Source organism: Flavobacterium sp. B167r, assembly GCF_056824315.1.
This window is the reverse complement of sequence record NZ_CP124859.1, coordinates 2,711,424-2,737,921: the sequence shown is the minus strand read 5'-3', so window position 1 is coordinate 2,737,921 and position 26,498 is coordinate 2,711,424. Positions and strand designations below refer to the sequence as shown.

The following is a 26,498-nucleotide window of genomic DNA, read 5'->3' as shown; positions in this document are numbered from 1 at the left end:
TTTGTGTGTTTTATTTTTTGTTTTTTAATGTCAGTTCAAATACAAACCAAGCCATTGTTATAAATCCGATTCCGAAAATTGAATCTCCGATTGCACGAAGCCATTTTAAAGTAATCATCGTTGGCTGTTGCATTAATTCTGATGAACGAGCGTACCACATTCCGTGATTGATGCTTTCAATTGCTTGCCAAACTCCAATTGGAAGAAGGCTTAGAATTGCCATTAGAAATAAACCAATATTTAAAGACCAGAAAGTGATTTTAAGCAGTTTGTTATTCCAGCTTACATTTCGATATAAACTTCTTAGAACAAACAACACCAAACCAATTCCTAACATTCCGTAAACTCCAAATAAAGCCGTGTGTCCGTGTAAAGGTGTTGTATTTAAACCTTGCACATAATAAAGCGCAATTGGCGGATTAATGATGAATCCGAAGATTCCGGCTCCAAGAAAATTCCAAAAAGCAACAGAAATCATGAAATAAATCGGCCATTTGTAATCGGCAATCCATTGCGTTGATTTTGAGATTTTATAGTTTTGATACGCTTCAAATCCGATTAAAGTTAAAGGCACAACTTCTAATGCACTGAACGTTGCTCCCAAAGCCATAATTGCTGTTGGTGTTCCAGAGAAATACAAGTGGTGAAACGTTCCTAAAATACCTCCAGCCATGAATATAATTGTAGCAAAAAGCACATTTAAAGTCGCTGTTTTCGTTTTTAATAATCCCAAACGAACAAATAAGAACGCAATTACAACTGTTGCAAATACTTCGAAGAAACCTTCAACCCAAAGGTGAACTACCCACCATCTCCAATATTCGGCGATTGCTAAATTGGTTTGTCTTCCCCACATTAATCCTGCTCCGTAGAACATTGCAATTGCAGTACAAGAAACTAGGAACAAAATGATTAGGTTTTTCTCTTCTGTTTTTTTCTTTAAAACTGGAAGTAACGGACGAATCATTAAAGCCAACCATAAAAACAGTCCAACTAAAAGGAAAATCTGCCAGAAACGACCTAAATCAACGTATTCATAACCTTGATGTCCAAACCAGAAGTTTTGCACTAAATTCAGTTTTTGCATTACTCCGAACCATTGTCCAACCATTGATCCTAAAACGATAATCAAAAGCGCAACAAACAAGAAGTTGATACCAAAGCGTTGGAATTTAGGATCTTTACCTGAAACCGCAGGAGCAATATACAATCCTGTTGCCAGCCAAGCTGTTGCAATCCAGAAAATCGCTAACTGTGTGTGCCATGTACGTGTTACGGCGTAAGGCAGAATTTTATCAATTGGAATTCCATACAAACCATTTCCTTCTACTCCATAATGCGCTGTGATGATTCCGAAAACCATTTGTAAAATCATCAGCAAACTCACAATCCAGAAATATTTGGTTACCAATCCCATAGATTTGGTTTTTCCTTGCTTGATAATCGGATCTTCTTTTGGAAGCGGAAATTCTTCTTCCTCACCCGATTTTGCGTGATAGAAAACTAAGATTCCAACACTTAAAATCAATAAAATAATACTAACTCCAGACCAAGCTAAAAGTTCTGTTGTCGCTACATTTCCAACCAATTCATCTGAAGGCCAGTTGTGCGTGTATGAAATATTTCCGTCAGGACGATTGGTTACTGTCGCCCAAGTCGCCCAGAAGAAAAAGGCATTCATTTTATGCATTCTTTCAACATCTGTAATAGAGTTTTTCGGAATGGCATATTCTTCTCTCAGTTTATCAAATTTCGGATCATTCGTAAAAAGACCTTTATAATATTCACTTAAATGTTCAATCGCCGCCAAACGGTTTTCAGAAATGGTAAGAACTCCATTATCTGCATCGTACCGATTGGTTCTAACGTCGTTTTGCAAACGAATCTTCAATGCTGATTGTTTCTCAGCATCTAATTCTTCATATTTTTTATTAAAATCTTTTTGGGCATAAATATCCAGTATAAAAACTGCCTCTCTGTGCAACCAATCTGCGGTCCAGTCTGGGGCCACATAGGCGCCGTGTCCCCAGATAGATCCTACTTCCTGGCCTCCTATACTTTGCCAGATGTTTTGTCCGTCTTTTATTTCGCTTTCGCTAAAAACAACTTTTCCAGAATCGGTTACAATTTCTTTCGGAACTGGTGGTGCCTGCTGATAGATCTCGTAACCATAATAACCAAGCACTGCAAATGATATACTCATTACCAATGCAAAAACTATCCATAATTTTTTCTCTCTTTTCATTTTTTTTTCATTTAATAAAAGATAATTTTATCTTTTATTAGTTTTTAAAAAAACTCCAAATCTAATTACAGCATTTGGAGCTTTTGAATTATTTACTCAACAATTAATACACCTTTCATCATGGCAACGTGACCAGGGAAAGAGCAAATAAAATGGTAAGATCCTTTTTTATCAATTGTAAACTCGATTGTATCTTCTTCTCCGCCACCAATTAATTTAGTGTGTGCTATAATTGAAGCTTTTTCAGATTCTGGAATATAATCAGTTGCTTTTGCGTCATTTGCTTTTAAAGCGAAAGCCGCTTGATCTGTTCCTTCTTGTAAAATCACTAAATTGTGTCCCATTGCTTCTTTCGGAATTTTACCAACGTGTTTCAAAGTCAATTTGATTGGTTTTCCTGCAACAGCTTTCAACTCATTTGCACTAAACTGCATTTGGTCATTTCCTTCAATAACTAGTACATTTTCTTCAGCTGCTGGTGTAACTGGCGCTGCTTCTCCTTCTGTAGATGGCTCAGTAGTTTCTGTTTGATCAGCAGGAGCTGTTTCTTTTTTACCGCAAGAAGTGACTGCTAAAAATCCCATTAGGATTAGTATTGAAAATTTGGTTTTTGTATTCATTTTTTAGATAATTTATTATTTGTTAATCGTTTATGTTTAATGTTTTTAAAAAGAAATCGCCCGATTTTACGTCTGAAGCAAGCTGTTCTAAAGTTGTTTTAGTTAACATTTCTAAAAGCAGTCCTCGTATTTTCTTAAACTCGTGATGAACTGGACAAGGATGCGCTTCTGAGCATTCTTTTAATCCGATTCCGCAGCCGCTGTAAATTTTGTTTCCGTCAATTGCATCGACAATCTGAATCAATTTTATGGATTTGGATGCTTCTGGAGAAACTTCAAAACCGCCTCCTACTCCTTTTGCTGAATGTATGATTCCATTTTTGGTTAAAATCTGCATAATCTTGGCTGTAAATGGTTCTGGCGAATCAATTTCTTTCGCAACATCTTTTATTCCGACTCTAATTCCTTTAGAAGATTTGGTCGCAATAAATATTGAAGCTCTTATTCCGTATTCGCACGCTTTTGAAAACATAGATCCTTTATTAATTCCATACAAAGATATAGAGACTTTACATAAAAGACAAATTTATCTTTAATTAATTTTTAAAGCGTAGAATCTTATTTATAATGAAACTAATTAATGTTCGTTAAAACACTTATTCATCGTTCGATTCTCAGAAAAACCAATTTTAATTTTAACTTTGAGAGTATTTAATTTCAAATATTAAAATAATGCCTTTAAGCAATTCAAAAGATTTAAAACTGGCAGTTCTTATTGATGCGGATAACGTGCCCTACAGCAATGTAAAAGGCATGATGGAAGAAATCGCTAAACTGGGAACGCCAACCACGAAAAGGATTTATGCCGACTGGACAAAACCAAATGCAAATGGCTGGAAAGGTGTTTTATTGGAACATGCTATTACTCCTATTCAGCAATATAGTTATACCGTTGGAAAAAATTCCTCAGACTCAGCTTTGATTATCGATGCAATGGATTTACTTTATTCTGGAAAACTAGACGGATTTTGCATTGTTTCTAGCGATAGCGATTTTACCAGACTTGCCATAAGACTTCGCGAATCAGGGATGAAAGTGATTGGAATTGGAGAAAAGAAAACACCAAACTCATTTATTGTAGCCTGCGACCGTTTCATTTATATTGAGGTTTTGGATGGAGCAACTCAGAAGAAAAAACCAAAAACTGTTGCAGCCGATACCAAAAAACCGGTTGAAAAACCTGCAGAAAAAGCACTCCATAAAATTGACAAACAAACTATCGAACTAATTGAAGCTACAATCGAAGACATTGAAGATGATGATGGATGGGCATTTCTTGGAGATGTCGGAAATTTAATTGTAAAGAAAAAACCAGAATTCGATCCTCGAAATTATGGTTATTCTAAACTTACTCCGATGCTAAAATCATTGACTGATATTTTGGAAATTGATGAAAGAGAGTCAGATAAAAAAGGAATCAAACACGTTTATGTTCGTCTAAGATTCAACTAATTATCGCATTTATTACCTATTTAATTTTTTTAAAACATGAGAAAAAAATTCTTTATATACGGATTCTTAGTGTTTCTGCTTGTTGCCGCAATCTATTATTACACCGAACGCGGATTTTTATTAGTTATTATTCTACCTATATTGTTGGTTGTTGGAATCTATAATGCCATTCAAGAAAAACATGCTATTTTACGAAACTTTCCTGTTTTGGGTTATTTCAGATATTTATTTGAAATGATTGCTCCAGAAATCCAGCAATATTTTATTGAAAAATCGACAGACGGAAAACCTTTTTCTAGAAATCAGCGCTCATTAGTTTATCAAAGAGCGAAAAATATTGATTCGAGCACGCCTTTCGGAACACAATTAAACTTAAATACAGAAAGTTACGAAGGAATAAAACATTCTATTTTTCCAGCAAAAGTAAACGAAGAATTGCCTCGCGTTTTAGTGGGCGGAAAAGATTGCAAACAGCCTTATTCTGCTTCTTTATTTAATGTTTCGGCAATGAGTTTTGGTTCTTTAAGCGAGAATGCGGTTCGTGCGATTAACATTGGAGCACAAAAAGGAAATTTTTATCAAAATACAGGAGAAGGTGGCTTGACAGAATATCATCTTGCTGGCGGCGGTGATATTACGTGGCAAATTGGAACGGGATATTTTGGATGCCGTGATGCAGAAGGAAATTTCAGTCCTGAAAACTTCAAAGAAAAAGCCAATCTTCCAAATGTAAAAATGATCGAAATTAAACTTTCTCAAGGGGCAAAACCTGGTCATGGAGGTGTTCTTCCAGCTAAGAAAAATACAGAACAGATTGCTAAAATTAGAGGTGTTGTACCGCATACTATGATTCTTTCTCCTCCTGGACATCATGCTTTTTCTGATGGGAAAGGATTAATTCGTTTTATAAAACAATTACGCGATTTATCTAACGGAAAACCAATTGGATTTAAATTATGCATTGGAAATACCGCAGAATTTGAAGCTATCTGTCAAGAAATGATTAATGAAGATATTTATCCAGATTTCATTACCGTTGATGGTGCTGAAGGAGGAACTGGAGCCGCTCCGCTAGAATTTGCTGATGGTGTCGGAATGCCGTTTGAGCCAGCTTTAATTTTTGTGAATCAAACTTTGGTTCGTTTAGGCATTCGCGATAAAATGCGCATTATCGGAAGCGGAAAAATTATTTCTGGCTATTCTATCTTGCACGCGATTGCATTGGGTGCAGATATGTGTAACAGCGCGAGAGGATTTATGTTTTCTTTAGGTTGTATTCAGGCTTTACGCTGTCATAATAACGAATGTCCGACTGGAGTAGCTACCCAAAATAAAATGCTGATGAAAGGCTTGGTAGTTACAGATAAGTCTGAAAGAGTTTATCACTTCCATAAAAACACGCTTCATGCTGCAAATGAATTATTGGCCGCCGCAGGAAAAAGCAGTTTTGCTGATGTCGATATCAATATTTTTATGCGTGGTGACGAATTTGCCAATTTATCTGATCAGTATTTCCCAGATAATTTGAAAAACGTTACTCAGTTTTCATAAAAAAAATCCTCTTCAGATGAAGAGGATTTTTTTTATCTAAGAATTGTCTTGTCCTGAAATAGCGATACACAAAAAGTATCATTATGGAAAAAGATCAAGAATTGCGATATATTAAGCGCACCCAGAAAGATTACAGTATGTCTTTTAAACTTCAAATTGTTCAAGAAATAGAACAAGGAAGAACCTCAATTACTCAAGTTAAAAAAGATTATGCTATTCAATCCCGTTCAACAATTGTTCAGTGGCTGCGAAAATTTGGTAACTTTGATTGGGACAATCAAACACCTTCTATTATGCAAAAATCTCCTGAACAGAAAATAATGGAACTTGAAGCCAAAGTGAAGTTGTTAGAAAAACAAAAAGCATTTTTAGAACAGCAGGCTTTCGTCGCTGATAAAAAAGCTATTATTTTCGATATGATGATTGATATAGCAGAAAAAGAATATCAAATTGACATTCGAAAAAACTCACCACCCGAACAATCGACCATTTTAAAAAAGAACACCAACAAACAATAATGTTTGCCTGTACTTTGTTCGGGATTGACCGGCAGGTTTATTATCGTCGAGTAAAAAAAAGTAACTCCAGGAAGCTTTTGGCTTCAGAAGTTGTTAATATGGTTTTGAAAATTAGAAATACAATGCCTCGAATTGGAGCAAGAAAACTGTATTACCTTTTAAAAAGCGAGTTGAATCAACTTAAAATAGGCCGAGATAAATTTATAGATATACTTAGAGCAAATCATTTACTGATAATGCCAAAACGTTCTTATCATATAACAACAAACTCTCATCATAGATTTAGAAAACATCAAAATCAAATATTAGAGCTACAGATCTGCAGGCCGGAGCAAGTCTGGGTATCAGACATAACCTATATTGGAAAAAAAGAGAATCCATGTTATTTAAGTCTAATAACTGATGCTTACTCTAAACGAATAATGGGTTTTAATGTCGCAGATAATATGAATGCTCATAGTAGTTTAACAGCTTTAAAAAATGCAATAAAAAAACGCAGAGATAGAGGCAAAACATTAATACATCATTCAGATAGAGGAATACAATATTGTTCTGATCAATATCAAAAACTATTACATAAAAACAATATAAAATGCAGTATGACAGAAAATTCCGATCCCTATGAGAATGCAGTAGCTGAGAGAATAAATGGAATTTTAAAACAAGAATTTAATATTGACAAGTTTAATCTAAAACTTGATGTAATAAAGGTTTTAGTAAAAAATGCAATTGACATTTATAATAACAAAAGACCACATTATTCCAATTATATGCTCACTCCAAGTCAAATGCATCAACAAAGTGTAGTAAAGATGAGAACTTATAAAAGAAAAACACCCGCAATAAAAAATATTACAGGTGTTTAATTAAATATATTTGTCTAATAATCTGTATCGATTATTTAGGACTAGTCAAATAAAACCCAATTTATTGTTTTAAAATATATTTAAGAGATTCTCCCGTGAGTACCTCCTTATCTAAAACAGTATTGTCATCAGCTAAAAAGTAAACATCAAATTGAACTCCTTCTTCTATTAACTGTCTTGGAATCTGATCTTTTTCAATCATCGATCTAATCATCCTTACAAATGATATAGAAGAAGCTAATTTATTGCCTTCGTTTTGATCTAAATGAGTTTCAAAACGCAATTCTATTTTATTATCATTAATATAACCTCTTGCCGTTGTAAGCGTTACATTTTCAGCTCTAAAGCTCGGCGCAATAGTCTTATTGTACGTAACAACATACTCTTGAAGTTTTTGTTTGGTATTTTTACAGCTCGCAAGCATTAACATCATCATTATTGCAAAGGCGATTTGGGTTATTTTCTTTAGCATAATCTTTTATTTTAGTTTTTGAAGTCTTAAAAGTGCTTCAAGGTAGTAATAATCTGCGTAATTTATAGAACAATCGATCTCACTTCCTGCAGGTTTATGTCCTGTTGAATGCAACAAAAACGCCGAATTCACATCGTGACTTTGATAATGATCTGAAAGCGAAACAATCATCTTTTTGGCTTTTGCCAAATATTCAGCTTTTAAATTCTTGTCTTTCGTATAAGAACTTAATTCTAAAAGTGCCGAAGAAACAATTGCCGCCGCAGAAGCATCTCTGGGTTCATTTGGAATATTTGGAGCATTAAAATCCCAATACGGAATCAAATCTTCTGTCGTCAATTTATCCAAATAAACACGAGCTAATTTATGAGCAAAATCTAAAAACTTAATGTCTTTTGTTTCTCTGTAAGTCATTGTAAAACCATAAATAGCCCACGCTTGTCCGCGCGCCCACATACTATCATCGCTATAACCTTGCGCTGTTCTTCCTTTTATCTTTTTCCCAGTCTCAAAATCGTAAATAATTACGTGATAAGAAGTATTGTCTGGTCTAAAATGATTTGCCATTGTAGTTTCGGCATGTTTTACAGCAATATCATATAGTTTTTTATTTCCTCCGTTTTTTGAAGCCCAAAACAAAAGCTCCAAATTCATCATATTATCAATAATCGTATTGTGACCGCCCATTTTATTGTGAGGCCAAGATTGAATTGTTCCGACTTTCGGGTTAAAAAGCGTTGCAAGTGTATCGGCAGTTTTTAGAATGATTTCTTTGTATTCTGGATTTTTTGTTAAACGATATCCGTTTCCAAAACTATTAAAAACTTGAAATCCTAAATCATGATCTCCAGCTTTGCTAACTGATAAAGGAGTTAAAAAACGACTGAATTTATCCGCTTCTTTTTCCCATTTTTTATCTTTGGTTGCTTCATACAAAAACCACAATTCACCTGGCCAAAATCCGCTTGTCCAATCTTTGTAACCAACAAATTTCCATTCTTTGCTTCCGTTTGGAACTGTTCTTGGAGAAGTTCCGTCGTTCGGAATTACTTCTAGCGTTTTTGAAGCTTGTTCTGCGCAATAATCCAATTGCTTTTTAATATTAAACGAATTGCCTTTTTGAGAATAGCTTTGGTTTCCTAAAAAAAACAAAGCAGCAATCAGTGTGAAAAATTTTGCCTTCATGGGTTATTTTGATAGATAGTTAATTGAACTGATAAATTTATAAAATAAACCAAATGTATTTGAATCTTTGTATTTTTGTTGGACTAAAAATGTACAATTGTTACAGCAAAAAACTATTTTGAACAAAGCAAGAATATACTATTTCTTAATTTTTCTCAGCATTATTTTCTTAGGAATACTTTCAAGAAAAATCTCTTTTATACCTTTATGGATTGGTGATTTTCTTTATGCGGTAATGATTTACTTTCTGGTTCGCGTTTTTTTTCCTGCAAAAAAGTTTATCATCATTATACTACTTTCTCTTTTTATTTGTTATTGTATTGAGTTTTTGCAGCTTTATCAAGGCAAATGGATTCTTGAACTTAGAAAAACGCTTTTTGGCAAATATGTATTAGGACAAGGCTTTTTATGGTCTGACATTCTTGCTTACACATTCGGAATTGCAATTGCCTTTATTATTGAAAAATCATTTTTAAAATATTATAATCATGAATCTCGTTTTCGCATCAAACAACAAAAATAAAATTGCAGAAATTCAAAGCATGCTTCCTGAAAGCATCAAAATATTAAGTTTGGAAGACATTAATTGTTTGGAAGACATTCCAGAAACTGCTGATACTATTGAAGGAAATGCCATTTTAAAAGCCGATTATGTAACTCAAAAATATGGTTACGATTGCTTTGCAGATGATACAGGTCTAGAAGTCCATGCCTTAAATGGAGAACCTGGAGTATATTCGGCACGATATGCTGGCGAGCAAAAAAATGCAGATGACAACATGGATAAGCTTTTAGCGGCTTTAAAAGATGAAGAAAATCGCAGCGCGCAGTTCAAAACCGTAATAACTTTAAACCTAAACGGAAAACAGTTTTCATTTACTGGAATTGCAAAAGGAGATATTACACATACAAAAACTGGAACAAACGGATTTGGTTACGATCCTATTTTTAAACCTGAAAATTTTGATAAAACCTTTGCAGAACTGCCATTAGAAACCAAAAACACTATCGGTCATCGCGGAAAAGCAGTAAAGCAACTGATTGATTTTCTGAACACCACAAAATAATTGTTTCAAATACAACATTTTAAGTTCTAAATTTTACATTTCAAGACGTATTTTTTGTTGATTTTGAAGGTTTAAGATAAAAAATCATTTTAATGAAATTGTAACTTTTTGATAATCAAATCATAACAAATACATAAATCTTAAATTTGCATTAGTTTATCTGAATAATTAACTGTAATTTTGCACCCTATTTTAAATACATATATGAATAAATTTGAACAATTAGGATTGAATGAATCGTTACTGAAGGCGATTTTAGATCTAGGATTTGAAAATCCGTCAGAGGTACAGGAAAAGGCGATTCCCCTATTATTGGAAAAAGACACAGATATGGTTGCGTTGGCTCAGACAGGGACAGGGAAAACGGCAGCTTTCGGTTTTCCGCTAATTCAAAAAATTGATGCTGACAATAGAAACACACAAGCATTAGTTTTATCGCCAACACGAGAACTTTGTTTACAGATTACCAACGAACTTAAAAACTACTCAAAATACGAAAAAGGTATTAATGTGGTAGCAGTTTACGGCGGGGCTAGTATTACAGAGCAGGCCAGAGAGATTAAAAGAGGCGCACAAATTATTGTGGCTACTCCAGGGAGAATGCAAGACATGATTAACAGAGGGTTAGTTAACATTAAAAATATAGATTACTGTATTCTTGATGAGGCTGATGAGATGTTAAACATGGGATTCTATGAAGACATCGTATCTATCTTATCAGATACTCCAGACGAAAAAAGTACATGGTTGTTTTCTGCAACTATGCCACAAGAGGTTGCTAGAATTGCAAAACAATTCATGACCGAACCACTAGAAATTACTGTAGGAGCTAAGAACTCAGGTTCAGCAACAGTTTCTCACGAATTTTACTTGGTTAATGCACGCGATCGTTACGAAGCTTTGAAACGTATCGCCGATGCTAATCCAGATATTTTCTCTGTAGTTTTCTGTAGAACAAAACGTGATACACAAGCTGTAGCTGAAAAATTAATTGAAGATGGATATAGCGCTGCCGCGTTGCACGGAGATTTATCTCAAGCACAACGTGATGGTGTAATGAAATCATTCCGTGGAAGACAAATTCAGATGCTTGTTGCTACTGACGTTGCTGCACGTGGTATAGACGTTGATAACATTACTCACGTAGTAAACTATCAATTACCTGACGAGATTGAAACATACAATCACCGTTCAGGACGTACTGGTAGAGCAGGAAGATTAGGAACTTCTATTGTAATTGTTACTAAAAGTGAATTACGTAAAATTTCTTCTATCGAAAGAATTATCAAACAGAAATTTGAAGAGAAATCTATTCCTTCAGGAATCGAAATCTGCGAAATTCAGTTATTGCACTTAGCTACAAAAATTAAAGATACTGAGGTTGATCACGAAATTGACAACTATCTTCCAGCTATCAATACAGTTCTTGAAGGCTTATCTAAAGAAGAATTAATTAAGAAAATGGTTTCAGTTGAATTTAACCGTTTTATTAATTACTATAAAAAGAACAGAGATATTTCTGCTCAATCTTCAGATAGACGTGAGAGAAGTGATTCTGAGCCAAGAGAATTCAATAATAACGGAGCTGTTCGTTATTTTGTGAATATTGGTTCTAGAGACAACTTTGACTGGATGTCATTAAAAGATTACTTAAAAGAAACATTAGATTTAGGTCGTGATGATATCTTTAAAGTAGATGTAAAAGAAGGATTCTCTTTCTTTAATACTGATCCTCAATTTACAGAAAAAGTAATGGATGTTTTAAACAACGTTCAATTAGAAGGTCGTCGTATTAATGTTGAGATTTCTAAAAATGACGGTGGCGGAAGACGTGATCACAACAATCGTGGTGGCGGAAGAAGCTCTGGAGGATCTAGAAGAGAAGGAAACTTTGCTCCAAGACGCGAAGGCGGATTCAGAGGTGATAGAAATTCTTCAAGAGACGGAGGTTCACGCGAAGGCGGATCACGTGATGGAGGTTTTAGAAGCGACAGAAATTCATCATCTCCAAGAAGAGAAGGTGGTTTTAGAAGTTCTGCTCCTAGAGGCGAAAATGGAGGTTCAGATAGAGCTCCAAGACGTTCAGAAAACTTCGGCGACAGCTCAAGACCAAGAAGAACTAGAAGAGATTAATAATTTAATTTCTTAAAATATAAATCCCAAATTCCAAACATAATGGAATTTGGGATTTTTTTATAGAAACCTTTTTTCATCGCTACCTCTTTTTCACAAACTCTAAAAAGCAATACTTTTTGCTTTGTTAATTTTCTTATAATTAAATTCCAAGACTGCGAGATATTTAATCCCGATTTACTACTTTTAGAGCTTTAAATCAGGATATGAAATATTTCGCAGTTTTCTTTTTTACACTTCTCGCCAACATTGGTTTTGCTCAAGACACGCAAGATGCACAGCCAACAGTTCCACAAAGAGTTTCAGGTTATGTTATTAATGACAACAGCAAACAACCGCTTGCTGGCGTAAATATCATTAACACCAATAAAGTACGTGGTGCGAAATCTGACGAGAAAGGGTATTTTGAAATTGACGTGCAAGTCAATGATACACTTCATTTTTCTATTCTAGGATTCCAATCACTAAGAATCAGAGTTACAAATGACTGGATTAAAAATAAAATCACAAGAATTCAGCTTACTGAAAAAGCAATTGCCTTGGAGGAAGTTGTTATTGCCCCTTTTTCACTAACTGGATATCTTGAAATCGATTCTAAATTAATTCCAACAAAAGAAAACTATCGTTATAGCATTTCTGGACTTACGCAAGGTTATGAAGCTGGAGAATATGCTCCAAATGCTTTTGGAAAAGTGCTCGGTTCGATCTTTAACCCCGCCGATATGTTATATAATTTCTTCGGAAAGAATGGTAAAGAGCTCAAGAAATTGAAAGAAATGAGAAAAGATGATACCGTAAGAAATCTTTTAGAATCAAAATACGATCGAGAAACAGTTGCTGTACTATTAGGAATAAGCAAGGATGAAATACCCGAAATTATGCAACGTTGCAACTATTCAGATTCTTTCATTCAAACTGCAAACGATCTTCAAATTATGGATGCAATTAGCGCTTGTTACGAACAATATAAAGTTTTGAAACGAAATTAATTTTAAACAAAAAATCCCCAATTTTTCAATTGGGGATTTTTTTAGTCTCAGTTTTCGGTCACAGTCTTCAGCCTGAAAACTGCGACTGCGACTGAAAACTATTATTTGACTGGTATATTAGAAAGAATTTCCAATACAAATTTCCAATATTTTTGTGCAGATGAAATGCTTGCTCTTTCGTCTGGAGAGTGCGCTCCGTGAATTGTTGGTCCAAAAGAAATCATATCCATATCTGGATAATTTGTTCCTAATATTCCACATTCTAAACCAGCATGACAAGCTACAACTTTAGGCTGTTCTCCATTTTGCTTTTCATAAATTTCTTTTAAAACTTCCAAAATCTCAGAGCTTACGTTTGGAGTCCATCCTGGGTAAGAACCTGTCAGTTCTACTTCGCATCCAACCAATTCAAAAGTAGAACGTAAAGAATTAGCCAAATCAAATTTTGAAGATTCAACAGAAGAACGCGTCAAACATCCTACTAATATTTCTCCATCTTTAATCACTACACGAGCAATATTATTTGAAGTTTCAACCAAATCGGCCATATCAGCACTCATTCTGTAAACTCCATTCTGAGCCGCATAAATCGCTCTGATAATTCCTTCTTGAACACCTAAATCCATCACTTTTTCAGGTAAATCACCTTTTACGATTTCAATAGATAAATTCGGCTCAGTTGTTTTGTATTCTGCTTTGATATCAGAAATAACTTCCTGCATATCATACACATAAGCTTCATCAAACATTTCAGAAATAATCACTTTAGCAACACTTTCTCTCGGAATTGCATTTCTCAAACTTCCTCCATTAATTTCTACAATCTGCAAACCAAAGTTTTCAAACGCATCAAATAACAAACGGTTCATGATCTTATTAGCATTTCCTAAACCTTTATGAATATCCATTCCTGAATGCCCACCGTTTAAGCCTTTTACTGTGATTGTATAAGCAACAGAGCCTTCTGGAACTTCTTCTTCGTGATACGTTCTAGTTGCCGTTACATCAATTCCTCCAGCACATCCGATATCAATTTCATCGTCTTCTTCTGTATCCAAGTTTAATAAAATCTGACCTTGTAAAATACCTCCTTTTAAGTTTAAAGCTCCAGTCATTCCTGTTTCTTCATCAACTGTAAACAAAGCTTCAATTGCAGGATGCGGAATATCTTTACTTTCCAAAATAGCCATAATAGTCGCCACTCCTAGCCCATTATCAGCTCCAAGTGTTGTACCACGCGCGCGAACCCAGTCACCATCTACATACATATCGATTCCTTGGGTATCAAAATCAAAAACAGTATCTGCATTTTTTTGATGCACCATATCTAAATGCCCTTGCATTACGATCGGTTTACGGTTTTCCATTCCAGGAGTTGCAGGTTTTCTGATGATTACGTTTCTGATTTCATCTTCAAAAGTTTCCAAACCTAAACTGTTTCCAAAGTTTTTCATAAACTCAATTACACGCTCTTCTTTCTTAGATGGACGAGGAACTTCGTTTAAATCCGCGAATTTGTTCCAAAGTGCTTTTGGTTCCAGATTTCTTATTTCTTGACTCATTATATTTTGTTTGATGTTTAACAATTAAGAGTCCCCAAAGTTACAAAGTTTCAAAGTCTTTTTCGCCACGAATTCCACGAATTAGCACTAATCTTATTGAAATTAAAATACATTTTCACAATTGCATTCTCATTTTATCTAATTAAAAAACCATTAATTAGCGAAAATTCTCAGAATTTCTAGCAAACTCTTTTTATCCGTTAATAATTGTATTTATATTTACTTATCTAAAAATTACGCTGTGAAATCAAAATACGTTTTACCTTTATTTCTCTTAGTTCAAATTATATTTTATAAAATCCTACCTCTCTTTCCAGACTTTGTGGAAGGCTTTTACAGCAAAAATTTATTCGTTAGAATCTCTCAATTTTCAAGAACAGTTTTAGGTAGAATTCCGTTTTCTGTTGGCGATATTATTTATGCTCTTTTACTAATTTCTATAATTAGTTGGTTTTGGAAAATTAGAAAAACTTGGAAAACAGATTGGAAAGATCATCTATTAAAAATGTTGGGCAAGATCTCTTTGTTTTACTTTTTCTTTCATTTGTTTTGGGCATTCAATTATTATCGCGAGCCTCTTTTCCAAAAAATGGAAATCAAAAGAGAATATACCGATGCTGATCTTTTGGCTTTCACTAAACGATTAATTGCAAAAACAAACGAAGTTCAATTTCAAATTACAAAAAACGACAGCGCAAAAGTTGAATTTCCTTATTCTCAGGAGAAATCGTTTCAAATGATTTTAAACGGTTATGATAATTTAGCGAAAGAGCATCCATTTTTTAAATATAAAACTCTAAGCGTTAAGAAGTCTTTATTTAGCGTCCCTTTAACCTATATGGGATTTGGCGGTTATTTGAATCCATTTACGAATGAAGCTCAGATTAATTATCTATTACCGATGTATAACTTCCCTCTCACCACGTCGCACGAAATGGCACATCAGATCGGTTTTGCCAGCGAAAGTGAATGTAATTTTATTGGAGTTTTAGCTTCGCTAAAAAATGATAATCTTTATTATCAATATTCTGGATACAGTTTTACTTTAAGTTATTGCCTAGGAATCTGGAAGTACAAAAATGAAAAGATTTTTAATGAATTAAAGAAAACCGTTCACGTTGGAATTCTAAAAAACTATCAAGAAAATCAAGATTTCTGGAAAAAACATGACACCTTTATAGATGAAGGTTTTCACTTTCTATGGGATAATTTCTTAAAAACCAACAACCAAAAAGATGGAATGGAAAGTTACAGCAAGTTTATAGATTTGACTATTAATTATTATAAAACGAGAAAATTATAATTCAACTGTAACAAAAATGATTTCATAACTACTAATATAAATATGAGCGAAAATCTAGAACAGTCATTTGTTGCGCAATTGCAGGCAAATCAGAATATAATCCACAAGATTTGTAGATTATATACTGCTGGCGAAGACGCTCACAAAGATCTGTTTCAGGAAATTACTATTCAACTTTGGAAGGCTTATCCAAAATTTAGAGGAGACAGTAAATTTTCGACTTGGACGTATCGTGTTGCCTTAAACACAGCAATTACCTTATACCGAAAAACCAAAAGAACTATATCGACCGTAGATTATGAAAATCATCAGCATTTTGTAAAAGATGTTGACTACAATTATGAAGAAGAAGAACAGATTAAACTGATGTATAAAGCAGTTTATCAATTGAATGACATCGAAAAGGCATTAGTTTTTATGTATTTAGAAGACAAAGATTATCAAGAAATAGCTGAAACATTAGGAATCAGCGAAGTGAATGCGCGCGTGAAAATGAACAGAATCAAAGGGAAACTTAAAAAAATACTAAATCCTTAAAAATTATTATGAAAGAACTGGATTTACTAAAAAAAGACTGGCAAAAGAACGCTGATTCTTTTCAACAAATTTCTGAAAATGAAATCTATAAGATGATTCACAGAAAATCATCTTCAATTGTAAAATGGATTTTAATTATCAGTATTTTGGAGATTTCGTTTTGGACTTTTTCGAACTTGTTTATCAATACAGATGATGTGTTGCGAAAAATGAATCATCCTGAGATTGTAGCGGCTTTAGAGTTTCTTACCTATTTCAATTACGTTGTAGTATTGATTTTTGTTTACATTTTCTACAAAAACTACAGAACAATTTCGACCACAATAGCCACAAAATCATTGATGGGCGCTATTTTGAAAACTCGCAAAACTGTTCAGTATTATGTTTGGTATAATCTAGGAATGATCGTCATTACAGCAATTCTAAGTTTCTTTATTGCTTTCGTTTACAATCCTGATATGGAGTTTCTTAGAGAAAAATTAGCCATTAACGGAAAAGCGATGTTCGTTACGATCGGAATACTGTTCCTAGTAATTTTAGGTTTCTTCGGATTGTTCTGGTGTTTCTACAGAATTATCTACGGAACGCTTTTACGCAGATTATATGCTAATTATAAAGAGTTGAAGAAGATAGATTTCTAAATTTAAGATACTAAGATTCTGAGATGCTAAGGTTCTAAGTTTTTTCTTTTAAGGGGCAGAGGCGCAAAGGAACAAAGGTTTTCTCAACTGAAACTTAAATAAGCTTATCTGTCACCCTGAGCGAAGTCGAAGGGCGCAAAGTTTGGTGCGGGCTTCGACTTCGCTCAGCCAGACAAAGCAGACTTTAAATCAAGAGAATCAAAAATCTAAAATCAGTAATCTAAAATCTAAAATTTTAATAATCCCATTGTCTCATTTTGTTAAGTTCTTCTTGTGCTTTGATTTCTTCAGCAGGAATAACTTTTAAAAATGAAGGATGTTGTTCGATTGCATATTCTACTTTTTCTACTATTTGATCGATAGTATCATTTTCATAATCAATATCAAGAGGTTCTTTGATTATAAAAGATTGGAGGATTCCTTTTTTCTTCATTCGAAGTCCTTTCTTGTCAAAAGAACGACGGAATCCATCAATCACAATCGGAATAACGATTGGTTTGTGTTGTTTGATAATATGAGCAGTTCCTTTACGAACGGGTTTAAATGATTTTGTTGTTCCTTGTGGAAAAGTAATAACCCAGCCATCTTCTAATGCTATTCTGATATTTTCAGTGTCATTTGGATTAACATCGCGTTTTTCAGTTACATCAACACCTTTTGCGCGCCAAGTTCTTTCTACAGTAATTGCGCCAACATAAGCCAAAATTCTTGGAAGTAATCCAGATTGCATGGTTTCTTTGGCGGCAACGTAATAAATATTCATTTTAGGCTGCCACAAATAACCAATATTCTTAATCGTGTCTTGACGTCCTGATAAACTGGCGTTAAAGACATGAAACATTGCTACAACGTCAGCAAAATAAGTTTGGTGATTGGAAATAAACAAAACATTAGTATCTGGAAGCGTTTTAATAATTTCAGATCCTTCAATCTGCAATTCATTAAAACCTCTATATCGCTTATGAGTCATCGCACCTAGAACTCGGATTAACCATTTCTTGATGAATAATATATGTCCAAAAGGATTTCGTTTAAACAATCCCATAACTAATTTATCTTATTTTTTTGTCAAGTCGCAAACATACAAAAATTATTCTTTTAGCAAAACTATAAAACAATTTCTCCAATTAATAGTTATCCAAATGAATATCAAATCGTTAAATAATGTTTACGAAATTTCTTTTGCAATAGCGGTATTCAAAACATCACGCAATTCACTCAAAATCATTGCTGTGGCACCCCAAACAATATGGTTTTGAATATTAAAGGCAGGAACCAAAATATTTGCACCATAAGAAGTTGATAATCTGGCCTCAACAACTATATCATCATTCAGAAAAGTAGATAAAGGCAACTCAATGATTCCAGCAACTTCTCTTATATCGGGATAAAAGGAGAGTTCTTCTGTGGCAATTCCTAAAAAAGGATGCACCAAAAAGTTACTTGGCGGAATATACATTGGAGAGAAATTTTTAATTATTTTAATTTTATCTCTCGTAACGCCGACCTCTTCTTGTGTTTCTCTAAGTGCTGTGGTTTCAAAATTTAAATCTTCCTTTTCATATTTTCCTCCAGGAAATGCTATCTGAGCAGAATGAACTCCATCATAAGTATTTCTAACAATCAAAACCAAATGTGTTTTTTCCTGTTTTGGATAAAACAGCATCATTACCCCCGCCATTCTGGCGTTTAACGCATCAATATCAAGATTTTTTAATCCCTCTATACGCTCTTTTGGAGCCATTTTTAAGTGTGATGTTACAGCTGGCAGTTCTACAGGAATTATATTGGGAACATATTTCAAAAAGTCTTGAAAATTCATAATCAAAGCTTATTTTTGTACTTTCAAATAAAACATAAATATACTTCAGAAAACGCAGTACCGCAAGTTTTCTAATCTTAAAGCCTAAAAAAATGTACAGCAGAGAAGAATCACAAAGAATAAAAAGAGAATTTTGGGTAGCTTTCGCCGAAAAACATCCTCGTAAATGGGTACTTTATGATACAAAGATTAAAGACTTTTCTTTTAAATTTTATGTTGATAATAAAAAGGCTCAAGTTTTAATTGATATTGAACACCGAAGCGATGAAAAACGTATTGCTTACTTTGAAAAGCTTGAAGCTTTAAAAAATATTCTGGAAGAAGAATTTATTAAAGATCTGGTTTTTGAAAAAAATCACACTCTAGAAAGCGGTAAAAACATTAGTCGAATTTGGGTTGAAAAACTTGGCATTGGTTTTAGTAACAAAAATACTTGGGATATTATTTTTGATTTTTTCAATGAAAATATGCACGCTCTAGAAATGTTTTATTTAGAATATGACGAGTTTATTAAGGATGTGGAAAATTGAGTTTCTAAGATACTAAGCTTCAAAGTTCTGATTTTATATAGCAAACCCTACAGGTTTTAAAAACCTGTAGGGTTTATTATTTAGTTTGAGCTCTAAAAAAACTTAGAATCTCAGTATCTTAGAAACTTAGCATCTTAACTACACAGTAATAATATTATACAATATAATACGATCGTCGTAATTGATATAAAGCTGTTTTCTGTAGTCTTGTTTTTTTCTGGTAATAATTGAGAGTTTACATTCTTTTCCGTCGTTGTCCTTACACATGAAAGAATAAACTATATCAGTATCATTCTCTTCTCTTTCAATATAATTTGTAATATTAAAAAGTTGAATTTCTTGAGAGTAAACTACAATTCTATGCTTATTGGTATCTAAAACAACGGAAAGATTAACTAAATCAAGATTGGACCACTCGCCCCATTTTCCTCTTTCATTTTTTTGTAGAACGCTAAAACCCGAAGTTTTGAAATGATAAGACTGACTTTGAACTTGTTGAAAACCAAATCCTAAAAAAAGTAATAGTAGGTATGTGCGTATAGAATTCATAAATTATTTCTTGCAGTCAATTAAAACTCAAATGTAGTCTTTTCTTTGGATGCGACTTCAAATTCGGCTATCATTTGTTGAACAATTTCTTCAACTGGTAAAATTTCGTTAATCAAACCTGCGACTTGGCCAATTTCCAATTCTCCTTCATCCAAATCTCCTTCAAACATTCCTTTTTTAGCTCTTGCGCGCCCTAAAAGCTGAACCAATTCTTCCTTAGAAGGACATTTTTGGTACAAATCCTGAACATCTTGATAGAATTTGTTTTTCACTAATCTAACAGGTGCTAATTCTTTCAATGTCAATTGCGTACCTCCTTCTAAAGTATTAACTATCGTGTCTTTAAAATTATTGTGTGCCGAAGATTCAAAGGACGCTGCAAAACGACTTCCAACTTGCACACCATCTGCACCTAAAATCATTGCCGCCAGCATTCCTCTTCCTGTTGCAATTCCACCAGCCGCGATTAAAGGAATTTTTATTTTTTCCTTTACCATCGGAATCAAAGTCAAAGTAGTAGTTTCTTCTCGCCCATTGTGTCCACCTGCTTCAAAACCTTCCGCTACGACGGCATCAACTCCAGCATCTTGTGCTTTTAAAGCAAAAACACTACTACTCACCACATGAACAACTGTAATACCTTTTTCTTTCAGAAAAGATGTCCAAGTTTTCGGATTTCCTGCTGAAGTAAAAACAATTTTCACTCCTTCATCAACCACAATATTCATGATTTCTTCAATGTTGGGATATAACATCGGAATGTTGACACCAAAAGGTTTATCAGTTGCTTTTTTACATTTCTGAATGTGTTCTCTTAAAACTTCTGGATACATCGAACCTGCACCTATAAGTCCTAAACCTCCTGCATTGCTTACCGCCGAAGCCAATTTATAACCGCTGTTCCAGATCATTCCTCCTTGAATGATTGGATATTTTATATTGAAGAGTTGGGTGATTTTATTCATTAAAATTATTGCTTGATTATTTTTCCAGTTTTATGCAGATTATCAGCATCAAAACTATAAATATACAGTCCGCTTTGAAGCGATTGCAAGGAAAGAACTGGATTTAAATTATTGATTTTTTCTTCGATTAATTTTTGTCCTAAAATAGAGTAAATCGTTACCGAAGCTGTGTTGTTTTCATTTAAATAAGAAAACCAAACTTCACTCTTAGCAGGATTTGGATACACCGCAAATGATGCGTCTGAGATAAAACTATCAACACTTAATGCATTACCAAAATTCGGAATTCCGTATCCGTAATTATTATCTGGATTAGCATATCGATCGGCTGAAACCAAAATCATTTGTCTGATTTCTTTATTTGTTTTTGATGGAAAAGCCTGCCATAATGAAGCTGCCATTCCCGCCATAATCGGACAAGAAAATGAAGTTCCGCTTGCTGTACCAATATTTCCATTTGCATCAGAAACTACAGCCGACGCTCCTTGTGCCATCACATCTGGCTTAATTCTACCATCATAAGTCGGTCCTATTGAACTGGAAGCCGCTTTGCTTTTAGATGCAGTAACAGAACCAATGGCTAAAACAGAAACCGCATCTGCTGGAGCACCAACGTGCTTTTCAGTTTGAGTTCCTTCATTTCCAGCAGAAGCCAAAACTAATATTCCTTTACTAAAAGCGATTTCAGCACCACGCGAAATAAAATTGGTAATTCCGTTCATATCGCTGTAAGTATGATTGTACCTAACTTCATCGCGATCAAGGAAATATCCGAGGGAAGTTGTGATAATATCGACTCCTAAGGCGTCCGCTTTCTCCGCCGCTTCAACCCAAAGTGATTCTTCAAGAGGATTCTCATCAGCAACAATTTCAGTTATAAAAAGATAATAGGAAGCATTTGGAGCCGTTCCTATTAAAGCATTTTCTTTGTAGCCCCCCATTGTGGAAAGCACTTTCGTTCCATGATCTCCTCCAGCATAGAAATTAGCATTTCGAGTGGTGTAATCGTAACCTCCTAGAATTTTATTATTATTTCTAAGATTTGCAAAAGGCAGAGCAGTATTGACACCCGGAAATCCAGCATCTAAAACAGCAATAATTTTACCTTCTCCAGTATAATTCTGCTGATGTAAAACCTGTCCGTTCAACATCTGAATTTGATTAGCAGAATTACCGTAAGCATAATCAATAGTGGTTTGTGATTGTTTTTTTGTATTACTGGTTGCAGTTTCAGAAACTTTTTTCCCCGTCGTATTTAAAGTTCTATCTGCAAATTCTACTTTCTGAACAAAAGCCAATGCTTTTAAAGCATTAATATTAGCCTGAGTTCCCTGAATATGAAGCGCATTCAGCCATTTCGACTGCGCTTTTACCGTGATTCCTGTACTTGCTGAAATTTGATTTATATAAGAAGTTTCTAAAGGAGCATCTGTAATATCCAAAGGAATATTCTGATTGGTTCTTCGATCCAAAGCCCTTTGCGAAAGTTCGGTTAACGGATTATCATAAAAAGACTGTGCATTAGGTTTTCCATTAAAATAAACCCATGCATCTTCTTGTGCAAATACCGTAAACGAAAGAAGTAATAAAAGAAAAGTAAAGTTTTGTCTCATCAATTTATACCTTTTAGGAATTTCTTCCAAATAAAGTATAAAGCTAAGAAATTACTCCCGAACCAACTAATTCATTTTCTAAATACCAAGCAACAAATTGTCCTTCTGTAATAGCAGACTGTGGTTCTTCAAACTCCACATACATCCCATCCTCAAATTGATGTAAAACGGCTTTTTGCAAAGGTTGACGGTAACGAATTCTCGCCATTACCTCCATCTTTTCTCCAATTTTTAGCGTCATGTCTTCTCTAATCCAATGTACTTCAGATTTTTCAACAAAAAGCGCTTTTTTAAACAAACCTGGGTGTTGGCTTGACAAACCTGTATAAATCGTATTCGTTTCTACATCAGTCGCAATTACAAATAAAGGATCTGTTGTTCCTCCTACATTCAGACCTTTTCTTTGTCCAACTGTAAAATAATGAGCCCCTTGATGTTTTCCAACTACTTTTCCCATTGTTGGAAGATATTCTAACTTTTTAGATTCTAATTTTAAACGCTCTTCTAAAGAAAGTTCTTCTGATTTTTCAGCAGTATAAATCGGATCATTTTTATCCACTTGAACAATTTTCCCCTCTTTTGGCTGTAATTTTTGCTGTAAAAATTCTGGAAGGCGAACTTTTCCAATAAAACATAAACCTTGAGAATCTTTCTTTCCTGCTGTAACCAATTCCATTTCAGTTGCGATTTCACGAACTTCTGGCTTTGTTAAAGCACCAATTGGAAACAAAGCTTTGGACAATTGCTCTTGCGACAATTGACATAAGAAATAAGATTGATCTTTATTATTGTCAACTCCAGCAACTAATTGGTAAACAGGTTTTCCGTCTACTTCAATTTCGCTTTTTTGACAATAATGTCCTGTTGCGACGTAATCTGCTCCAAGACTTAAAGCAATTTTCATAAACACATCAAATTTGATTTCGCGATTACAAAGCACGTCAGGATTTGGAGTTCTACCTTTTTCGTATTCGTTGAACATGTAATCAACGATTTTCTCTTTGTATTCTTCGCTTAAATCAACAGTTTGAAACGGTATTCCTAGTTTTTCAGCAACAAGCAAAGCATCGTTACTGTCTTCAAGCCAAGGACATTCGTTAGAAATAGTAACCGAATCATCGTGCCAATTTTTCATAAAAAGGCCAATTACTTCGTACCCCTGTTGCTGCAATAAATAAGCCGCAACACTAGAATCTACTCCACCTGAAAGTCCAACAACTACTCGTTTCATTTTGAAATGTTTAATTTTTTAAGGTTGCAAAGGTACGCCAAATAATAGAAAATTTCACAAAGGTTTGCATTACTTTAAGTAATCCCGCGGTAGATAAAACTTATTGCTTTTTTAAGTACATTTAATCATCCATTTTTACAGCATGAAAAAATACATTTACAGCTTGTTTTTCCTATTCGTTTTAACCTCGCTTAGTGCGCAGCGATTTAGTGCGTCTTTGCCAAATTATGAAGCATACAAGGTATTTAAAGGAAAACCTTTGTCTGATAAATTTTCGAATATCGAATCGGTAAAAGTGATTTACGATCTTCGAAAACAGAAAATGTATTATTTCAACAGCGGTGTAATTTTACTTCATTACGATTTCGTGGTCAATTATTTGGGTTATGGCCATGATCTAGAAATATTCAACAATGAAAATTATAGCGATACCGAAAAGAATCGAGATTTTCTTCTCGGAAATTTAAATCACATTAAAGGAACCGATAAATGGATTTTTGAACTCGCTGCATCCGACCATATGCCACTTCCATTAATTGAGCGATTCTTCAATTTGGTCAAAAAATCCACATTCATTGGCGAAAAACTAAAATTTTATCTAAACAATCCTCAAATGATGGAATGGTTTCAGCGCGAGGAATTCAAAATTCCTTGTGTAAAATCGGATTATATTTTTGGCGAATTGAAATATCAGGAAGTTGTCCGTGGTAGTAATATTGGAATTTTAAAAAAATATAAAATCAAAGAATTAGAAACCATAAAACCTAGTTCTGACGAAATTATTATTTTGGATGGAACACCAGATATTCTCCCAAATGTTCGAGGAATTATTGTGAATGAACTTCAAACTCCTTTAAGCCATTTGGTTCTTTTAGGAAAAAACAGAAAGATTCCGATTATGGCTTACACTGATATTGAAAAAGATAACAATATCAAGAGATTACTTTCTAAAAAAGTCGAATTAAAAATCGAAGTCGATACTTTTTTCATTAAAGAAACAACCAAGAAAATCCCTGTAAAATCAGTTGGTAAAAAGAAAAAACTCACGGTTGACAATTCTGTAACTGAATTAGTTTCTTTATCTGAAATTCCTAAAAAAGGAGTAAATTATATTGGTTCGAAAGCGCAAAACATGGCGTATCTAATTGCAATTTCTAAAGAAAATTCATTTAGAACTCCAGAAGATGCACATGCGATTCCATTCTATTTTTATACTCAACATATTCAGAAAACTTCTATTTCTTCTTTAATTGCAGAACTTTTGGCTTATCCGCATAAAGATTCAACAGTTTGGATCAATAAACAACTGAAAAAAATTAGAGATGCCATTAAAAAAGAAAACGTTGATACTTCTTTAATAGCCAAACTTAACGAAACTTTTAAAAATGCGAAATTCAAAAACTTCCGATTTCGTTCGTCAACGAATGCAGAAGATTTGGATGATTTTAACGGCGCTGGATTATATGATTCTAAAACTGGAATTTTAGGAGACAGTATCAAAACTTTTGAAAAAGCCATAAAACAAGTTTGGGCAAGTGTTTGGAACGAAGCTTCGTATAATGAAAGAGAGCTTTTTGGAATTGACCAGCAAAATATAGCGATGGGAGTTTTGGTTCATCGCTCTTTTCCTGACGAATTAGCAAATGGCGTAATCATCACAAAAAATATATTTAGAACGAATTTTCCAGGCATTACAGTCAATGTTCAAAAAGGTGAAAACTCAGTTGTAAAGCCAGAAAAAGGAGAAATCTGCGAACAGTTTGTCGCCTATCATTTCAATGACGGAAAAGATGAAACTGATTTTGATATTGATTATACTTCCAATTCAAATTTGAACGATAATGAACCGCTTTTGACTCGAAAAGAAATGAGTAATCTTTATGATGTCAGCAAAAAAATTGAAAAAAAAATGTATCGATATTGGCGCAAAAACCAATTTCATCCTGTAGATATTGAATTTAAAATTGTGGGCGAAAAAAGAGATTTATACATCAAACAAGTTCGCCCGTTCAACGATTAATAGAAAACTAATAAATCTATTTCGTTGTTCGCAGTATTAATTAAGACAATTCTAAAATCAAAATCTTCAATTTTAATTTTCTCTTGAATTGATTTTCGAATTACTTCTGAATTTAAAGAAAATTTATCGTCAAGCGGAATTTTCAAATCTACAGAATTGAGATATTTAGAAGCTTTTTTATTGACTATAATTGACGCTACAATATAAAATCCGATGATGATAATTTGAAAAAACAACAGCAATTCAATCTTTTCAAACGGATACATAATATCTAAAATCGACAAGGTAATCGTCGCAAAAAGAAAGATTATAGCATTTACCGTAAAAGATTGTGTTCTAAATCGAAGTATCGAAAAAATAGCAAAAAGCCCAAAACCAATTCCGACCCCTATTTCTATTTTCGTAAAAAGATAACAAAGAGAAAAAGTGCAAAGCCCAACAATAACCATTAAAGGATTTATGGTGGCGTTATCTTTTCTGTTGGAGAAAAAATAGAGAATTAAAATCGAGATAAACAACAATAAAAATCGTCCTAAAAGCTCTTTTAAATCCATTGGTTAGCATAATTGGTTAATCAAATGTAAACAATTTATGCTTAAACCATTTATTTTTTTTAACGGATGAATT

Annotated in this window: 26 protein-coding genes; 13 read left to right on the top strand and 13 right to left on the bottom strand. The window is 33.8% G+C overall.

Annotated elements, in window-relative coordinates:
* Nucleotides 1–10: 10 nt before the first annotated feature.
* The 3 genes from QLQ96_RS12125 to QLQ96_RS12115 form a co-directional block, all read right to left on the bottom strand.
* Entirely contained in the window at nt 11–2,245 is a 2,235-nt protein-coding gene (locus QLQ96_RS12125) for a nitric-oxide reductase large subunit (protein ID WP_482490801.1), read from the bottom strand.
* Nucleotides 2,246–2,337: 92 nt separating this feature from the next.
* Nucleotides 2,338–2,865, bottom strand: coding sequence for an azurin (azu, locus tag QLQ96_RS12120; protein WP_482490799.1), 528 nt, complete (start codon nt 2,863–2,865; stop codon nt 2,338–2,340).
* A 22-nt stretch (nt 2,866–2,887) separates the two neighbouring features.
* Nucleotides 2,888–3,337, bottom strand: coding sequence for an RrF2 family transcriptional regulator (locus QLQ96_RS12115; protein WP_482490797.1), 450 nt, complete (start codon nt 3,335–3,337; stop codon nt 2,888–2,890).
* Nucleotides 3,338–3,537: 200 nt separating this feature from the next.
* On the opposite strand from QLQ96_RS12115, the gene QLQ96_RS12110 reads away from it, so the two are divergent.
* The 4 genes from QLQ96_RS12110 to QLQ96_RS12095 all read left to right on the top strand — a co-directional run bounded on the left by QLQ96_RS12110 (nt 3,538) and on the right by QLQ96_RS12095 (nt 7,252).
* Nucleotides 3,538–4,317: an NYN domain-containing protein gene (locus tag QLQ96_RS12110; RefSeq protein ID WP_482490795.1), complete on the top strand. Its 780-nt coding sequence runs from the start codon at nt 3,538–3,540 to the stop codon at nt 4,315–4,317.
* 36 nt (nt 4,318–4,353) lie between these two features.
* Nucleotides 4,354–5,868 carry an FMN-binding glutamate synthase family protein gene (locus QLQ96_RS12105; protein WP_482490793.1) on the top strand — a complete coding sequence of 505 codons (1,515 nt, stop codon included), beginning with the start codon at nt 4,354–4,356 and terminating at the stop codon, nt 5,866–5,868.
* A gap of 83 nt (nt 5,869–5,951) precedes the next feature.
* Nucleotides 5,952–6,386, top strand: a complete 435-nt coding sequence (locus QLQ96_RS12100; RefSeq protein WP_482490792.1) for a transposase — start codon at nt 5,952–5,954, stop codon at nt 6,384–6,386.
* Entirely contained in the window at nt 6,386–7,252 is an 867-nt protein-coding gene (locus QLQ96_RS12095) for an IS3 family transposase (protein ID WP_482490791.1), read from the top strand. The genes QLQ96_RS12100 and QLQ96_RS12095 overlap by 1 nt, the downstream gene beginning before the upstream one ends.
* 61 nt (nt 7,253–7,313) lie before the next feature.
* Here QLQ96_RS12095 and QLQ96_RS12090 read toward each other — a convergent pair whose 3' ends face one another.
* Nucleotides 7,314–7,724 (bottom strand): hypothetical protein, encoded by a 411-nt coding sequence (locus QLQ96_RS12090; protein WP_482490789.1) that lies wholly within the window; start codon nt 7,722–7,724, stop codon nt 7,314–7,316.
* 6 nt (nt 7,725–7,730) lie between these two features.
* Nucleotides 7,731–8,909: a glycoside hydrolase family 88 protein gene (locus QLQ96_RS12085; RefSeq protein WP_482490787.1), complete on the bottom strand. Its 1,179-nt coding sequence runs from the start codon at nt 8,907–8,909 to the stop codon at nt 7,731–7,733.
* A 97-nt stretch (nt 8,910–9,006) separates the two neighbouring features.
* On the opposite strand from QLQ96_RS12085, the gene QLQ96_RS12080 reads away from it, so the two are divergent.
* The 4 genes from QLQ96_RS12080 (at nt 9,007) to QLQ96_RS12065 (ending at nt 13,098) form a co-directional block, all read left to right on the top strand.
* Entirely contained in the window at nt 9,007–9,432 is a 426-nt protein-coding gene (locus QLQ96_RS12080) for a ribosomal maturation YjgA family protein (RefSeq protein ID WP_482490786.1), read from the top strand.
* Nucleotides 9,398–9,976 carry a non-canonical purine NTP diphosphatase gene (locus QLQ96_RS12075; RefSeq protein WP_482490784.1) on the top strand — a complete coding sequence of 193 codons (579 nt, stop codon included), beginning with the start codon at nt 9,398–9,400 and terminating at the stop codon, nt 9,974–9,976. The genes QLQ96_RS12080 and QLQ96_RS12075 overlap by 35 nt, the downstream gene beginning before the upstream one ends.
* Before the next feature lie 204 nt (nt 9,977–10,180).
* Nucleotides 10,181–12,109 (top strand): DEAD/DEAH box helicase, encoded by a 1,929-nt coding sequence (locus QLQ96_RS12070; protein WP_482490782.1) that lies wholly within the window; start codon nt 10,181–10,183, stop codon nt 12,107–12,109.
* Nucleotides 12,110–12,315: 206 nt separating this feature from the next.
* Nucleotides 12,316–13,098 carry a carboxypeptidase-like regulatory domain-containing protein gene (locus QLQ96_RS12065; protein ID WP_482490781.1) on the top strand — a complete coding sequence of 261 codons (783 nt, stop codon included), beginning with the start codon at nt 12,316–12,318 and terminating at the stop codon, nt 13,096–13,098.
* Nucleotides 13,099–13,199: 101 nt separating this feature from the next.
* On the opposite strand, the gene QLQ96_RS12060 is transcribed toward QLQ96_RS12065, so the two are convergent.
* Complete coding sequence (locus QLQ96_RS12060) at nt 13,200–14,660, bottom strand: aminoacyl-histidine dipeptidase (RefSeq protein ID WP_482490779.1); 1,461 nt, start codon at nt 14,658–14,660, stop codon at nt 13,200–13,202.
* Nucleotides 14,661–14,901: 241 nt separating this feature from the next.
* On the opposite strand from QLQ96_RS12060, the gene QLQ96_RS12055 reads away from it, so the two are divergent.
* Genes QLQ96_RS12055 through QLQ96_RS12045 form a run of 3 tightly spaced genes read left to right on the top strand, consistent with a single transcriptional unit; the run spans nt 14,902 to nt 17,141 of the window.
* Entirely contained in the window at nt 14,902–15,963 is a 1,062-nt protein-coding gene (locus QLQ96_RS12055; RefSeq protein ID WP_482490777.1) for a DUF3810 domain-containing protein, read from the top strand.
* A gap of 42 nt (nt 15,964–16,005) precedes the next feature.
* On the top strand, nt 16,006–16,500 hold the full coding sequence (locus tag QLQ96_RS12050) for an RNA polymerase sigma factor (RefSeq protein WP_008462500.1): 495 nt from the start codon (nt 16,006–16,008) through the stop codon (nt 16,498–16,500).
* An 8-nt stretch (nt 16,501–16,508) separates the two neighbouring features.
* Entirely contained in the window at nt 16,509–17,141 is a 633-nt protein-coding gene (locus QLQ96_RS12045; RefSeq protein WP_482490774.1) for a hypothetical protein, read from the top strand.
* 235 nt (nt 17,142–17,376) lie between these two features.
* Here QLQ96_RS12045 and QLQ96_RS12040 read toward each other — a convergent pair whose 3' ends face one another.
* Both QLQ96_RS12040 and QLQ96_RS12035 read right to left on the bottom strand, forming a co-directional pair.
* Complete coding sequence (locus QLQ96_RS12040) at nt 17,377–18,186, bottom strand: lysophospholipid acyltransferase family protein (RefSeq protein ID WP_482490772.1); 810 nt, start codon at nt 18,184–18,186, stop codon at nt 17,377–17,379.
* Nucleotides 18,187–18,309: 123 nt separating this feature from the next.
* A complete protein-coding gene (locus tag QLQ96_RS12035; RefSeq protein WP_482490770.1) occupies nt 18,310–18,963 on the bottom strand; it encodes an NUDIX hydrolase in 654 nt (217 codons plus the stop codon).
* A gap of 92 nt (nt 18,964–19,055) precedes the next feature.
* Here QLQ96_RS12035 and QLQ96_RS12030 point away from each other — a divergent pair, with 92 nt between their 5' ends.
* Nucleotides 19,056–19,493, top strand: coding sequence for a DUF4268 domain-containing protein (locus tag QLQ96_RS12030; protein WP_482490768.1), 438 nt, complete (start codon nt 19,056–19,058; stop codon nt 19,491–19,493).
* A 138-nt stretch (nt 19,494–19,631) separates the two neighbouring features.
* Here the strand turns inward: QLQ96_RS12030 and QLQ96_RS12025 are convergent, their stop codons facing one another.
* Genes QLQ96_RS12025 through mnmA form a run of 4 tightly spaced genes read right to left on the bottom strand, consistent with a single transcriptional unit; the run spans nt 19,632 to nt 23,851 of the window.
* Complete coding sequence (locus tag QLQ96_RS12025; protein ID WP_482490766.1) at nt 19,632–20,042, bottom strand: hypothetical protein; 411 nt, start codon at nt 20,040–20,042, stop codon at nt 19,632–19,634.
* Nucleotides 20,043–20,062: 20 nt separating this feature from the next.
* Complete coding sequence (locus QLQ96_RS12020; protein WP_482490764.1) at nt 20,063–21,007, bottom strand: NAD(P)H-dependent flavin oxidoreductase; 945 nt, start codon at nt 21,005–21,007, stop codon at nt 20,063–20,065.
* A gap of 5 nt (nt 21,008–21,012) precedes the next feature.
* Nucleotides 21,013–22,620 (bottom strand): S8 family serine peptidase, encoded by a 1,608-nt coding sequence (locus tag QLQ96_RS12015; protein WP_482490762.1) that lies wholly within the window; start codon nt 22,618–22,620, stop codon nt 21,013–21,015.
* 43 nt (nt 22,621–22,663) lie between these two features.
* On the bottom strand, nt 22,664–23,851 hold the full coding sequence (mnmA, locus tag QLQ96_RS12010; protein WP_482490760.1) for a tRNA 2-thiouridine(34) synthase MnmA: 1,188 nt from the start codon (nt 23,849–23,851) through the stop codon (nt 22,664–22,666).
* A 142-nt stretch (nt 23,852–23,993) separates the two neighbouring features.
* On the opposite strand from mnmA, the gene QLQ96_RS12005 reads away from it, so the two are divergent.
* Nucleotides 23,994–25,871: a PEP/pyruvate-binding domain-containing protein gene (locus tag QLQ96_RS12005; protein ID WP_482490758.1), complete on the top strand. Its 1,878-nt coding sequence runs from the start codon at nt 23,994–23,996 to the stop codon at nt 25,869–25,871.
* On the opposite strand, the gene QLQ96_RS12000 is transcribed toward QLQ96_RS12005, so the two are convergent.
* Entirely contained in the window at nt 25,868–26,425 is a 558-nt protein-coding gene (locus QLQ96_RS12000; RefSeq protein ID WP_482490757.1) for a DUF4956 domain-containing protein, read from the bottom strand. The genes QLQ96_RS12005 and QLQ96_RS12000 overlap by 4 nt on opposite strands.
* Nucleotides 26,426–26,498 lie beyond the last annotated feature (73 nt).